The sequence below is a fragment of the Cellvibrio chitinivorans genome (genome assembly GCF_035117775.1).
GTDB classification, from domain to species: Bacteria; Pseudomonadota; Gammaproteobacteria; order Pseudomonadales; family Cellvibrionaceae; genus Cellvibrio; species Cellvibrio chitinivorans.
On sequence record NZ_JAYKKN010000002.1, the window covers coordinates 431,517 to 444,889 of the forward strand.

The 13,373-nt window shown below is 46.7% G+C and carries 10 protein-coding genes and 1 tRNA gene; 8 read left to right on the forward strand and 3 right to left on the reverse strand.

The annotated features are described in order from the left end of the window. Positions 1 to 11 precede the first annotated feature (11 nt). Complete coding sequence (locus SPL68_RS08605; protein WP_323814680.1) at positions 12 to 1,967, reverse strand: transglycosylase SLT domain-containing protein; 1,956 nt, start codon at positions 1,965 to 1,967, stop codon at positions 12 to 14. Positions 1,968 to 2,182: 215 nt separating this feature from the next. Between SPL68_RS08605 and SPL68_RS08610 the strand changes: the two genes are divergently transcribed. After that, positions 2,183 to 4,105, forward strand: a complete 1,923-nt coding sequence (locus SPL68_RS08610; RefSeq protein WP_323814681.1) for an ATP-binding cassette domain-containing protein — start codon at positions 2,183 to 2,185, stop codon at positions 4,103 to 4,105. A gap of 31 nt (positions 4,106 to 4,136) precedes the next feature. Here SPL68_RS08610 and SPL68_RS08615 read toward each other — a convergent pair whose 3' ends face one another. Further along, complete coding sequence (locus tag SPL68_RS08615) at positions 4,137 to 4,598, reverse strand: universal stress protein (protein WP_323814682.1); 462 nt, start codon at positions 4,596 to 4,598, stop codon at positions 4,137 to 4,139. An 89-nt stretch (positions 4,599 to 4,687) separates the two neighbouring features. On the opposite strand from SPL68_RS08615, the gene SPL68_RS08620 reads away from it, so the two are divergent. After that, positions 4,688 to 5,185, forward strand: a complete 498-nt coding sequence (locus SPL68_RS08620) for a hypothetical protein (protein WP_323814683.1) — start codon at positions 4,688 to 4,690, stop codon at positions 5,183 to 5,185. On the opposite strand, the gene SPL68_RS08625 is transcribed toward SPL68_RS08620, so the two are convergent. Further along, positions 5,186 to 5,878 (reverse strand): hypothetical protein, encoded by a 693-nt coding sequence (locus SPL68_RS08625; RefSeq protein ID WP_323814684.1) that lies wholly within the window; start codon positions 5,876 to 5,878, stop codon positions 5,186 to 5,188. It lies immediately after the preceding gene. A gap of 338 nt (positions 5,879 to 6,216) precedes the next feature. Here SPL68_RS08625 and topA point away from each other — a divergent pair, with 338 nt between their 5' ends. The 6 genes from topA (at position 6,217) to clpX (ending at position 13,311) form a co-directional block, all read left to right on the forward strand. Further along, positions 6,217 to 8,838: a type I DNA topoisomerase gene (gene topA, locus SPL68_RS08630; RefSeq protein ID WP_323814685.1), complete on the forward strand. Its 2,622-nt coding sequence runs from the start codon at positions 6,217 to 6,219 to the stop codon at positions 8,836 to 8,838. A 70-nt stretch (positions 8,839 to 8,908) separates the two neighbouring features. Next, complete coding sequence (locus tag SPL68_RS08635) at positions 8,909 to 9,442, forward strand: DUF6586 family protein (RefSeq protein ID WP_323814686.1); 534 nt, start codon at positions 8,909 to 8,911, stop codon at positions 9,440 to 9,442. A 154-nt stretch (positions 9,443 to 9,596) separates the two neighbouring features. Beyond that, positions 9,597 to 9,681: transfer RNA gene (locus tag SPL68_RS08640), tRNA-Leu, on the forward strand. A gap of 73 nt (positions 9,682 to 9,754) precedes the next feature. Further along, complete coding sequence (gene tig, locus SPL68_RS08645) at positions 9,755 to 11,068, forward strand: trigger factor (protein ID WP_323814687.1); 1,314 nt, start codon at positions 9,755 to 9,757, stop codon at positions 11,066 to 11,068. A 176-nt stretch (positions 11,069 to 11,244) separates the two neighbouring features. Beyond that, positions 11,245 to 11,883, forward strand: coding sequence for an ATP-dependent Clp endopeptidase proteolytic subunit ClpP (gene clpP, locus SPL68_RS08650; RefSeq protein ID WP_323814688.1), 639 nt, complete (start codon positions 11,245 to 11,247; stop codon positions 11,881 to 11,883). 129 nt (positions 11,884 to 12,012) lie between these two features. Then, a complete protein-coding gene (clpX, locus tag SPL68_RS08655) occupies positions 12,013 to 13,311 on the forward strand; it encodes an ATP-dependent Clp protease ATP-binding subunit ClpX (protein WP_323814689.1) in 1,299 nt (432 codons plus the stop codon). Positions 13,312 to 13,373: the final 62 nt, after the last annotated feature.

The window sequence follows — 13,373 nt, forward strand, 5'->3', positions numbered from 1 at the left end:
GCTTGCTTTGGTTAAAGCTGGCGTGTCGCTTCGGCTTTAGTCACAAAGTTTGTCTCTTGTCCTAATCGGTACGCGTAAATCACCGAAAACGCCAGAATATTTTGTACGTATCCGCGCGTTTCTTTGTATGGAATTGTTTCGATCCAAACATCATAGGGAAGCTGCGCGGATTTTTCTTTGTTCATCCACTGCTTAACGCGCGATGGTCCTGCGTTGTATGCGGCAGCAGCTAAAATGCGATTGCCATCAAATACGCCAAGTAAGTGATTTAAATAGCGGCTGCCAAGCGCGATATTTTTTTCTGGAGTGATCAAATCATTCGGCGCAAAGCTCAAACCATTTTTCTGTGCGGTTTGTTTGGCGGTAGATGGCAGCAACTGCATAAGCCCAACTGCGCCAGCGGTGGATTTCGCATCGTGAGAAAAAGCACTTTCTTGACGAGCGACCGCAAATATAAACAGCGGGTTTACCGATGTTTGTTTCGCCGCCTTGGAGACATGTTCTTTATACACAATCGGGAAACGCACTTCCAATTCATCCCAAGATTCTGCCTCTGCCATCACCTGAATGCCGTTGCGATACCAACCTAGTTTTTCTGCCAATCGCCCGGCAATAACCATCTGTTCTGGCGGCATGCGGCGGGTGGTGTAGAAGAATTCGCGGTTCGCAGCACCTAGTTCGCCACGCACAAAAAACTCACGCGCACGCAAAATGCCTGGTGCATTTTCTACTGCGGCAACCTGTTCTTTGGTGAAGGTCATGGGGCGGTCGAGCAGGTGATAATTCACTCCAGTTTTGTCTGCCGCCAAAAAACCATAAAAGCTTCTTGCTGGCGCAACGCTGTTGTAAATCGCCATTGGTGTTTCGCCGTTCACTTCTTTTATCGCAAGTTCTTCCATTGTGCGCGCTTGCCAATAACGCCAGCGTTCGGTTTTACGTGCATCTTCTGGCAATCGCGCAAGCCATTCATTAACTTGCTCCCAGTCTTGTTTGCGCAGCGATTCACGCAGCAGCCATTCAAGTAAATCCACCCGGGTTAAATTGGGCGTAGAGGCAACTAATTTTTCGGCTTCTACTTCATGATCTTGATAAAGCAAACGCAAAGCGATTTGGTATTTCACTTCAATGCGGTCGTTATCATCAAACAATTGTTGCGCATCGTAACTGTGCCAAAGTGTTAAGGCTTCTTTGGCATTGGTACGCGCAAGTTTGCTCAAACCATGCAAAATCACATCTTTCATTTTTGATGATTGCTTGGAGAATTTTCCTGTTTGTTTTAACAGGCGCGGATTCGCATCTACCTGCTGTAATAAAGTCGCCATTGATCTATCTGCAGTTGGCAATAAATTGGTCAAGTAACTGGCCATACCTTTATTACCTGCTTTGATCGCTTTTAAGTGGCGCTCCCAAATTAAATCGGGGGTCATAAATCCGGCTTTTCGCCATTGATCAAATACCGGGTCACAGGCTTTTGATTGCGCTTTTTCAATATTCCAGAGCGGTGCAACATCATTCAGTGCGCTCTTATCTCCTGTCATTAAACGTGCGCGCAAATGCAAACAGGCGAGTTCTGGATCACTCAAGCGCTTATCGTAAAAATGCAAATAATCTGCCCAGCGGTCGCGTTGTGCCAAGGTGCGCAGCCAGCGGTGGGTTAAGCGCTCAGCCAAAAAAGAATCTGGATAGCGCGCAAAAAAACGCTCTACATCTGTCTTAGGTAGAGTGATTAAGCGATCGACAATTTCCTGATATTCAAGATAGGGCAGTAGGGGGTAATCTTGCAGTTGTTTCAACAGGCGGTTGTATTCGCCCATGCTTTTGGCGTTGAGTGCTTTTTGCGCCTGCGCATATTTTTGTCGTTCAACTTGGCGCGCATCGGCGGCGGCTTGTGCAGAAGTCAGGGTGATACTGCCAACGAATACACTGGCACTTAGCGCTACTTGCCAAAGTATTTTTGAAAACCTCATGGGTACCTCAGAGTCTTATCAAACCCGAGCGGGTTGGTTATGCCTTTTTTGTGGGATATGATGCGGCACTTTTTGCGCCTCGTGCGGGCGTATGAATGATGTCGTCGTCATGATAAAAGCCTTGGCAAAGAGCCAAAGTTGCTTTGAGAATACCAGCCCGTCGATGCTTCTGCCAGTATCATTTTCGTTGCAAAACTACCTGAATTATTCCTTCTATGTCTTTGATAAAAATTGAAAAAGCCGAGCTTAGCTACGGCCTGCAAGTACTTCTTGATAAGGTTGATCTGACTATTGAGCGCGGTCAGCGTTTGTGTTTGATCGGGCGCAACGGCACCGGCAAATCGAGCTTATTAAAGGTGATCGACGGTGAAGTTGATTTGGATAAAGGCGAGGTTATTCGTCAAACCGGAATTCGTGTCGCCCGTCTTGAGCAGGATTTGCCAGAAGCAGACGACAAATTGGTGTTTGATGCAGTCGCCGCTGGCGCAAAAGGTGTAGGTGAGCTGCTGGCGGAATATCGTTTGCTCTCACATCTGCCAGAGATCAGTGAAGCGCAGTTGGCGCGCATGACCGAGGTTCAGCATCAAATCGAAGCCAACGATGGCTGGGCTTTGCAGCAAAAGGTGGATGAAATTATCTCCCGCCTTGATTTACCGGCCGAGCGTTATATGCGCGAGTTGTCGGGAGGGTGGCGTCGCCGCGTGGCCTTGGCGCGCGCCTTGGTGCTTGAGCCAGATGTGCTTTTGCTCGATGAGCCGACCAACCATTTGGATATCGCCGCCATTGAATGGCTGGAAAAACAGCTGCTCAATTACAACGGTGCCTTGGTGTTTATCACCCATGACCGCTCGTTACTACAAGCGCTGGCCACCCATATCGCCGAGCTGGATCGCGGCCATCTGCGTTATTGGGCGGGTGATTACGAAAGCTTTTTGGTGTATCGCGAGCAGGCGTTGGCCGATGAAGCGCGCCACAACGAGTTATTTGATAAACGTCTCGCGCAAGAAGAAGTCTGGATTCGTCAGGGGATTAAGGCGCGCCGTACCCGCAATGAAGGACGCGTGCGTGCGCTGAAAGCGTTGCGTGAGGTTCGCTCGCAGCGCAGGGAAGTCGTTGGCAAGGCCAATTTCACTCTGGCGACAGGTGGCGATTCGGGCAAGCTAGTGGCGGATTTGGTCGATGTTTCCTATTCCTGGGGCGATAAAAAAATCGTCAATCAATTTTCATCGCGCATTATGCGCGGCGACAGAATTGGTCTTGTTGGTGCTAATGGCGCCGGTAAAAGTACGTTACTGAAGCTGATTCTGGGCGACTTGCAGCCGCAATCTGGTAGCGTAAAGCTGGGCACCAATTTGGAAGTTGCCTATTTTGATCAGCTTCGGGATCAGTTGGATCTTGATAAAAATGCTGTGGATAACATCGCAGGTGGACGCGAGTTCATCGACATTGACGGCAAATCAAAACATATCTTCTCTTATTTGGCCGATTTTCTTTTTAGCGGCGAGCGCGCCCGCACGCCTTTGCGCGCCTTGTCTGGTGGCGAGCGCAATCGTGTGTTACTGGCAAAATTGTTTAGCAAATCGGCGAATTTGTTGGTGTTGGACGAACCGACCAATGACCTGGATGTAGAAACACTGGAGCTACTGGAGGAAATTCTCACCGAGTACACAGGCACGCTGCTTTTGGTAAGCCATGACCGCGCCTTTTTGAACAACATCGTCTCCAGTGTTATCGCCTTTGAAGGGCGCGGCAATGTGATCGAATATGTGGGTGGCTATGACGATTGGATTCGTCAGGGGGGTAAGTGGACTCAAGCGGATGAGTTACCTGCCGCATCTGCAAGCCCAAGTGTAGTTGAATCCAAAAAAGTTGAGGTGGCAGATGTCACAGCTAAACCCGCAGCCAAAACGAAAAAGCTCAGTTATAAGTTCCAAAAGGAGTTTGATGAGCTTCCGCAAAAAATTGAATCGCTTGAACTCAGATTAAATGAGTTGCAGGAGGAGACGGGCGCTAGCGACTTTTATAGTCAGTCGCCAGCGGTAGTAGAGCAAAAACTGCAAGCCCTTGCCCAAGTCCAGCAGCAACTGGACGACTGCTTTGAGCGCTGGGCTGAACTTGAGGATATGCAGCAGGAATAGTTGGAGTATTGGGCGTAAACACGAAAACCGGCTAATCAATGTCGCCGGTTTGTTTCTTTACCAGAACGGCAAGAACGTCGCAGGTCGCACCGTGCAATACGCTGTTGGGTGTGGAGCCGAGCAATAGCGCAAAACCTTTGCGGCCATGACTGCCAACGACGATCAAGTCTGCCGCTTCCTGTTCGGCAAGATAATGCAGCTCTGCTGCTGGCTGCCCAACAAGGACATGCTGCTGCAAGATTGGATAGTCGGTAGATTTCGCCAGCAATGCCAAATCAGCCTCTGCTTTATGCACTTGCTGCTCCTGAACGCCGCTTAAGTCCACGGGCATATCGCCACCATAAGCAAAGGCGATAGGCTCCAGAACATAGGCTAGTGTCAATTTGGCGTTGCACACTTTGGCGATGGCTGCGGCGCGGCGAATAACGGGCGGGCAATCATCCGAAAGATCTACGCCGACGATAATATGTTGGTAATTGATGGCTTCTGTCATGATTCCTGTCCTCTTCACACCTTGAGTATCGTTTACTTAAGACCTGAATTTAAGAGTAGTTGTTTCCCTGTAAAGTTTTAAGGATTTCAATGAATATCGGCTTTTTTATTATTTTGATTCTGACCTTTGCGCTTATTTTGGGGCCAATCTCTATGCTGCGGCCGAGTCCGGGGCAAAAACGAAAGGAACAGTTGCGCCTTTATGCGAGCAAGCAGGGGCTACGTTTTAGCATGCGCCGCCTGCCAGCACTAAAAACGGATACCGACCAATCAGCTCCGATTCCTGTTTATTATCTCCCACCACCCAAAATGAACGAGGCGCCGGAATGGATTCTTATGCGTACTCACTACGAGCACGAAGGCAATTTTTATCAGGCGTGGGATTGGCAGACCGATGCTCGGCCTACAGATGCTGCCTGTGAACTTCTCAAAACTTATCTGCCACAGCTGCCTGAATCAGTGCCGGCGATTAGCTTTGGCAATATGGGAATGTGTGTCTTTTGGCTGGAAAAAGAGGGGCAGGAAACACTGGAAATGCTGATCAATATGCTCGCTCAGTTAGGTCAGTTAGAGAGCCTGAATAGCTGATTAGGCTATGGGCGCCGCCTCGCGTAAATCGTAGCTCAGCCCGTTGCGCTCGCCATCAATCATCTCGCTCAATTCTTTAATCATCTGCAAGCGACGCGGATCTTGATGCATGGACTCCATTAGCAGTTGCTGGGCGCGGCGATAAAAAGCCAAACGGTCGGTAATGGCGATGGATTTATCACCTTGAGCAATATAGGACATCACCGACACCATTAAATAAGCCCAGCGCAATTCACCCAAATAAGTGTCCAGCTCCACTTCATTAATATCACCCTGAGCTGCTAGTTGGGTAAGCAGGTGCATGGTTTCGTTTAAGTACTGCTGGGTTTTGGCGATCTGGGCATCACTGTCACGTCGATAACTAATATTCTGCCGGTTTTTAGGGTTCAGTAAGTCTTCAGAGTACTGCTCACTTTTTTGGATTGCAGCTTCCAGATGCTCACGATTTTTATCTTCCAGTGCCAGCATCTGATGCTGGAGTGCGATAACCATATCGTTAATGTGTTTGGTGATGGCGCGATTCGGCAGAGTCTGCTCTAGGCAATTGACCAATTCACTCATTTCCTCAGCCCGAATTCGCAAACGGCGCTGCTCCAATCGACGCAAGCGTTGACGCTGCTGAATGCGGTTAAGCAGGCTCACCGCAAAAAGTGTTATTAGCATCAAGAAAATCAGAATCACAATCAGCGTCATGCGAAAAATCTACTGCGTTAAGGTAAGTTGAATTTAATGTTTTTATCCGCTTCTTATCCTTAAGTTTTTATAAAATTAAATATCCTTAAATATCAATTAATTAAATGTCAAAGTTAAAGTAAAAAGAAGGGTGCTGTTTGGTTAAGTTTTGCTTATCAGCCTAAGCTCGTCTATAAGTCTTGCAGGAAATTTTAGCTTGACCCCTTGGGATTCAAGTCTTATATATGCGCACCTTTATCGCAGTTTAACCTGTCTTAGGCTCGATGTTGTAATGGCTTGGCGTATTTTTCTACCCCTTACAACTCTTCCTTCTTTATATAGAGATATTTCTAACCACCATGGGTAAATCCTTAGTTATCGTTGAGTCGCCCGCCAAGGCGAAAACCATTAACAAATATCTGGGCAGCGATTTTGTCGTTAAATCCAGTATTGGCCACATTCGCGATTTGCCTACCAGTGGTGGTGCCAAGCCAATCGATGCCAAAGAGCGCGCCAAACAAGCTGCCGCCACACGCAAGATGTCGCCTGATGAAAAAGCCAAATATCAAGCGCAAAAAAGCAAAGCCCAGCTAATCAACCGCATGGGCATTGACCCGGAGAACGGTTGGGAGGCGCAGTATGAAATTCTCCCAGGCAAAGAAAAGGTTGTGGATGAGCTGAAAAAGCTCGCGGAAAAGGCAGATACTGTCTATCTCGCAACCGACTTGGATAGAGAAGGAGAGGCTATTGCCTGGCACTTGCGCGAAGCAATCGGCGGCGATGAATCACGCTATCGTCGTGTGGTCTTTAACGAAATCACCAAAACTGCAATTCAAAATGCATTTAAAACCCCCGGCCCGATTGATCAAAACCGTGTAGATGCGCAACAAGCACGCCGCTTTTTGGATCGCGTTGTGGGCTACATGGTATCGCCCTTGCTGTGGGAAAAAATCGCACGCGGTTTGTCTGCTGGTCGCGTGCAATCAGTTGCTGTGCGTTTGGTGGTTGAGCGCGAACGAGAAATCCGCGCATTTATCCCGGAAGAGTACTGGACGCTCTCTGCGGACTTGCAAGCTGATAAAAATCAAACCGCCAACTTTGAAGTTAAAAAGCAGGGCGAGGAAGCGTTTAAGCCTGTCAACGAAGCGCAGACCATGTCTGCCGTCAAAGCCTTGCAGGGCGCGGCATTTAAAGTGTTAAGTCGCGAAGACAAACCAACCCAATCAAAACCATCTGCGCCGTTTATTACATCAACTTTGCAGCAAGCTGCCAGTACGCGCTTGGGATTTGGCGTAAAGAAAACCATGATGATGGCACAGCGTTTGTACGAGGCTGGTTACATCACCTATATGCGTACCGACTCAACTAATCTGAGTAAAGAAGCGGTCGATTCTTGTCGTGAATACATTTTGGAAAACTTCGGCAAACGTTACTTGCCTGAGTCGCCAACACTTTATTCGAGCAAAGAGGGTGCACAAGAGGCGCACGAAGCTATACGTCCGTCCAATGTGGCAACCCAACCTAATCAGCTGAGCGGAATGGAGCGGGATGCTGAGCGTTTGTATGGTCTTATCTGGCAGCAGTTTGTAGCCTGCCAAATGACGCCTGCCGAATACACCAGCACCAGTGTAATTGTTGAAGCTGGCGACTACGAGTTGCGCACCCGCGGCCGCGTGATCCGTTTTGATGGTTACACCAAGGTCAGTCCGCAGGTCGCCAAAAAAGATGAAGATGTCGTATTGCCAGACATGAAAGTAGGGCAGGTATTGCCGCTGGTGAAGCTCAATCCCCAACAACACTTTACCAAGCCTGCGGCACGTTATACCGAAGCCAGTTTGGTTAAAGAACTGGAAAAGCGCGCCATTGGTCGCCCATCAACCTACGCATCAATTATTTCTACGATTCAAGAACGTGGCTATGTGCGCCAGGAAAATCGCCGCTTTTACGCAGAAAAAATGGGTGACATAGTAACCGAGCGGTTGGTTGAAAGTTTCGATGACCTTATGGATTACGGTTTTACCGCCAATATGGAAGAGGCACTGGATGTGGTCGCACAAGGCGGCAAAAATTGGCGCTCCCTGCTTGATGAGTTTTATACCGGATTCAGTAAAAAACTGACTTTGGCATCCAGTAGCGCCAAAGGTATGCGAGCCAATGATCCAACTGAAACTGACATCGCCTGCAGTCTTTGTGGTCGTCATATGCAAATCCGTACTGGCAGCACTGGTGTTTTTCTGGGTTGCTCCGGTTATGCGCTACCCCCGAAAGAGCGCTGCAAGCACACTATGAATCTGGTTTCCGGTGATGAGGCCATTGAGGCTGATGCAGATGAAGAGGCGGAATCTCGCCAGCTGCGCGCCAAGCATCGCTGCAAACTGTGTAACTCAGCGATGGATGCCTATTTATTAGATGAAAACCGCAAGCTGCATATTTGTGGCAACAACCCCGATTGCTCTGGTTATGAAGTCGAGCAGGGTACTTATCGCCTTAAAGGTTATGAAGGCCCAACCATCGAGTGCGACAAATGCGGCAGTGAAATGCAACTGAAAACCGGTCGCTTTGGTAAATACTTCGGGTGCACTAATGGCGAGTGCAAAAACACACGCAAACTGCTGAAAAGCGGAGAGGCTGCACCACCGAAAGTTGACCCGATCGTCATGCCCGAACTTCGTTGCGAAAAAGTGGATGATCATTATGTTCTGCGTGATGGTGCTGCAGGTCTATTCCTTGCCGCGAGCCAATTCCCCAAGAACCGTGAAACTCGCGCACCTTTAGTGGAAGAGCTTTTGCCTTACAAAGATCAAATCGATCCCAAATATCACTTTTTGCTATCCGCCCCGGTTGCTGACCCAGAAGGCAATAAGGCTATCATTCGCTTTAGCCGCAAAGCCAAAGAGCAGTACGTGCAAACCGAGGTTAACGGCAAGGCGACTGGCTGGAAGGCTTTTTACGATGCTGGCAAATGGAAAATACAAAAATAGTTCCACTCCATAGTGATCGGCTCACCAGTAACAATGAGTCGATCACTCAACTTTTCCCATCGAAACAACTATGGCTGTTAATCATCTCCCTCTGGTTAATCAGAAAATGGCTTTCGCTAATGCCATTTTGCAAAGGCTTGATATCTCCGACAGTGAATTAAGCTCAAAACAAAAACTTGAACAGCAGGCACTTAAAGATGCGGTTATCTTTCATTTGATAACGGCGCTACATTTTTATCTAAGAGAGATTGCAGAGAATTGCAGGATTAAAAACTTAATTCAGATTAATTCAATCGAAGATTTGATGGGTGCTTTAAGTCAGGCAGATAGAGCCTCATCCGAAGCGGAAGAGCTAAGTAATCTCTCCCAAACTGCCGATAGTTGGCTGTCATATCTATTGCAGTATCAGAATCAATTGCTCAAATCACCTGAAAAACCTAAAGAGAAGAAATCCTTTGGGCAAGATAACCTTATTGAGCTGGTTGAGGTGTTTGAATCAGACATCAATAATTGCCCTGAGCTAACAACTCAGTTATTGACATCATGGTTCGATAGCTTTCGTGCATTAATTATGCGCCAACGCGAAACTAGCGCAGAGTTTTGATAAAAAGTTTGAACCTGCAGAATGACTGTGGCACAATCAGCACCCTTCGCGCGGCTGGCTCGCTGATTTTTATAAAAAGCATTAAAAATCAACAAGTTATTGCGCGATAAATTTAAGTCAGTATCTTACGAATCATAATTCGAAGATTATCCAAGCGGACGTGGTGAAATTGGTAGACACACCAGGTTTAGGTTCTGGCGCCGCAAGGTGTGAGAGTTCGAGTCTCTCCGTCCGCACCATATTCCCCAGTATTCTGTGCTTCAGGGTACTTGATCAACTGCAACACACTTTCAGTTATTTCACGAGGCATATATGCAGGTTTCACTCGAAACGACTTCTGGATTGGGGCGCCGTTTAACCGTTGGCGTACCCGCAGAGCAAGTAGAAAACGAAGTTGAAAATCGCTTGAAGCAAGCGGCTCGCAACGTCAGCATCAAAGGCTTCCGCAAGGGCAAAGTGCCAATGTCTGTGGTTAAGCAACGTTTTGGTGCTGGTATTCGCCAAGAAGTTGTAGGTGATGTTATCAGTCGTTCTTTCTATGCTGCCGTACAAAAAGAAAATGTGAAGCCCGCTGGTCAACCTGCAATTCAGCCAAAGCAGCTAGTTGCCGGTAAGGATCTCGAATACACAGCCACTTTTGAAGTCTATCCAACTGTTGCATTGAGTGATTTATCTGTATTTGAACTCACCAAATATAAAGCTGAAGTAACTGAAGCTGATGTAGACAATATGGTTGAGGTGCTTCGTAAGCATCAAGCAACTTGGAGCCAGGTGGATCGCGCAGCAACTGATGGCGATCAAGTGAATATCAATTTCCTTGGCACCAAAGATGGCGTTGAATTTGCTGGTGGAAAAGCAGAAAACCACAACTTGGTACTTGGTTCCAAGTCTATGATTCCCGGTTTTGAAGAGGGTATCGTTGGTCTGAAAGCAGGCGAAGAAAAAGTTATCTCTGTAACCTTCCCTGAAGATTATCAAGCTGAGGAATTGAAAGGTGCTGCAGTTCAATTCGCCATCACTGTTAACAGTGTGTCTGAAGCGCAATTGCCAGAACTGAAAAAAGAATTCTTCCAAAAGTTTGGCGTTGAAAAAGGCGGTGAGAAGCAATTCCGCAAAGAAGTAAAAGCCAATATGGATCGCGAGCTGGCCAATGCCCTGAAGGCAAAAGTAAAAGGTCAGGTTATGGATGCATTGATTGCATCTCACACCACTGATGTACCTAAAGCACTGATCGCAAATGAAATTCAAGTGCTTCGCAACCAAATGTTGCAACGCTTCGGTGGTCAGCAACAAAACTTTGATGTGAAAACTTTGTTGCCAGACACAATGTTCCAAGATGAGGCTTCTCGTCGCGTAACCTTGGGGTTAATCGTTGGTGAAATTGTAAAATCAGCCAAGATCAAGCCTGATGCTAAGCGCGTAAAAGCAATGATCGAAGAAATCGCGTCTACCTATCAGGAGCCACAAGAGGTTGTTGATTACTACAGTGGTAATCAAGAGCTGATGGCTGGCGTAGAATCAGCAGTTCTTGAAGATCAGGTTGTTGATCACATTTTGTCACAAGCCAGGGTTTCAGAAGTAGAAACAAACTACGACGAAATCATCAAGGCAAACGCTCAGCGTTAATCGTTTAAAAAAGCCGCAAAACGTTTGTTTTGCGGCTTTCCTCTTTCTAAAACCCCTCCGAAACACCTCATTTGACTGGCATATAATCCCATCACGGGTTAAGCTCTCTAGTGTCAAAACACCATTGTTTTCAATATTGGCGACGCTATCAGCCCGCTTAAGGACAAAAAAGAAAGATGTCATACCAACATATAAACTCTCAGTTTCCTCTGGTAAATAGTGGCCTCGTCCCGATTGTTATTGAGCAAACGGCAAGAGGAGAGCGTTCATTTGATATTTATTCGCGCCTACTGAAAGAGCGCGTGATATTTCTGGTTGGTCCGGTTGAGGACTATATGGCAAATTTGGTGGTTGCTCAGCTGCTTTTTTTGGAAGCTGAAAACCCCGATAAAGATATTCATTTATATATCAATTCCCCAGGTGGCTCAGTTACGGCTGGTATGTCGATTTATGACACCATGCAATTTATCAAGCCAGATGTAAGCACTATGTGCATTGGTCAGGCGTGCAGTATGGGGGCATTTTTGTTAAATGCTGGCACCAAAGGTAAGCGCTTCTGCTTACCAAACTCTCGCGTCATGATTCATCAGCCAAGCGGTGGTGCTCAAGGTCAGGCGTCTGATATTCATATTCAAGCGCAAGAGATTTTAAAAATTCGTTCGCGTCTTAATGAATTAATGGCATTTCATTCAGGGCAACCAATCGAGAAAATTGAAGTGGATACTGAGCGCGACAATTTTATGTCGGCACAGCAGGCTAAAGATTACGGCTTAATCGATGAAGTAATCGAAAAGCGTGTGCAACCTGCTAAATAGTATTAGCTTGTTGAAATAGTGCGGGCTAAAGATCAATTTTATTAAAGCGAGTTCAAATATTGACTAGGCAATTAAAATTGAGTGACTTGGTCCTGACATTGTTATAGAAATTTAGATGGAGTGGGTTCAATGACAGATCACACCAATGACACTGGCGATAAAAACGGAAAGCTGTTGTATTGCTCTTTCTGTGGCAAAAGCCAACATGAGGTTCGCAAACTAATTGCTGGCCCATCAGTTTTTATTTGTGATGAATGTGTTGATCTTTGTAATGACATTATCCGTGAAGAGATTCAGGAAAATGCCACAGAAGGCAACTCAGAAAAGCTTCCCAAGCCACACGAAATATCTGCAATTCTTGATCAATATGTTATCGGTCAAAAGCGAGCCAAAAAAGTATTGGCGGTTGCTGTTTATAACCACTACAAGCGTTTGCGTTTTGGTGAGAAAGGCGGAAAAGATAAAGAATCTGTAGAGCTTGGCAAAAGTAATATTCTACTTGTCGGTCCAACTGGTAGCGGTAAAACCTTATTGGCTGAGACATTGGCAAGATTGCTTGATGTGCCATTCACTATCGCTGATGCAACAACTCTCACTGAGGCGGGATATGTAGGTGAAGATGTTGAAAATATCATTCAAAAATTGCTACAAAAATGCGATTACGATGTAGAAAAAGCCCAGCAGGGCATAGTTTACATTGATGAAATTGACAAAATTTCACGCAAATCTGACAACCCTTCGATTACTCGTGATGTTTCAGGTGAAGGTGTACAGCAGGCACTGTTAAAGCTGATTGAAGGGACTGTTGCATCAGTTCCTCCGCAGGGTGGACGCAAGCATCCTCAACAAGAATTTTTGCAGGTAGACACATCAAATATTTTATTCATCTGTGGCGGTGCTTTTGCTGGTTTAGACAAGGTTATTCGTGATCGCTCAGAGAAAGGCGGTATCGGCTTTGGCGCCGAAGTGAAGAGCAAAGATGACAAACGCAATTTCGGTCAAACCCTGCAAGATTTGGAGCCAGAAGATTTGGTGCGTTACGGTCTTATTCCGGAGTTTGTTGGCCGTTTGCCGGTGATTGCAACTCTTGATGAATTAGATAAAGCTGCGTTAATTCAAATCTTGACCGAGCCTCGCAATGCGCTGACCAAACAGTATGCGCGACTGTTTGAAATGGAAGGTGTGCAGATAGACTTCCGTAGTGATGCTTTGGATGCGGTAGCCGAGCGAGCATTAGAGCGCAAAACTGGTGCTCGTGGTTTGCGATCCATCATGGAAGCAGTTTTACTGGATACTATGTACAAGATCCCATCCGAAGAAAATGTGGTAAAAGTTGTTGTGGATGAGTCTGTGATTAAGGGAGAGGCAGAGCCTTTGCTTGTGTATGAAAATGCTGATAAGCCCGCAAAAACCGCATCGGAAGAATGATTGGAGGCTCAGTCTTCATCAAGTTGAACAAAAAGAGTGCTAAATTGCACTCTTTTTGTTTT

What these genes read in the sequence shown, in the direction of transcription:
- SPL68_RS08605 (WP_323814680.1), bottom strand. Translation starts at nt 1,967, where the DNA reads ATGAGGTTTTCAAAAATACTTTGGCAAGTAGCGCTAAGTGCCAGTGTA.
- SPL68_RS08610 (WP_323814681.1), top strand. Translation starts at nt 2,183, where the DNA reads ATGTCTTTGATAAAAATTGAAAAAGCCGAGCTTAGCTACGGCCTGCAA.
- SPL68_RS08615 (WP_323814682.1), bottom strand. Translation starts at nt 4,598, where the DNA reads ATGACAGAAGCCATCAATTACCAACATATTATCGTCGGCGTAGATCTT.
- SPL68_RS08620 (WP_323814683.1), top strand. Translation starts at nt 4,688, where the DNA reads ATGAATATCGGCTTTTTTATTATTTTGATTCTGACCTTTGCGCTTATT.
- SPL68_RS08625 (WP_323814684.1), bottom strand. Translation starts at nt 5,878, where the DNA reads ATGACGCTGATTGTGATTCTGATTTTCTTGATGCTAATAACACTTTTT.
- topA (WP_323814685.1), top strand. Translation starts at nt 6,217, where the DNA reads ATGGGTAAATCCTTAGTTATCGTTGAGTCGCCCGCCAAGGCGAAAACC.
- SPL68_RS08635 (WP_323814686.1), top strand. Translation starts at nt 8,909, where the DNA reads ATGGCTGTTAATCATCTCCCTCTGGTTAATCAGAAAATGGCTTTCGCT.
- tig (WP_323814687.1), top strand. Translation starts at nt 9,755, where the DNA reads ATGCAGGTTTCACTCGAAACGACTTCTGGATTGGGGCGCCGTTTAACC.
- clpP (WP_323814688.1), top strand. Translation starts at nt 11,245, where the DNA reads ATGTCATACCAACATATAAACTCTCAGTTTCCTCTGGTAAATAGTGGC.
- clpX (WP_323814689.1), top strand. Translation starts at nt 12,013, where the DNA reads ATGACAGATCACACCAATGACACTGGCGATAAAAACGGAAAGCTGTTG.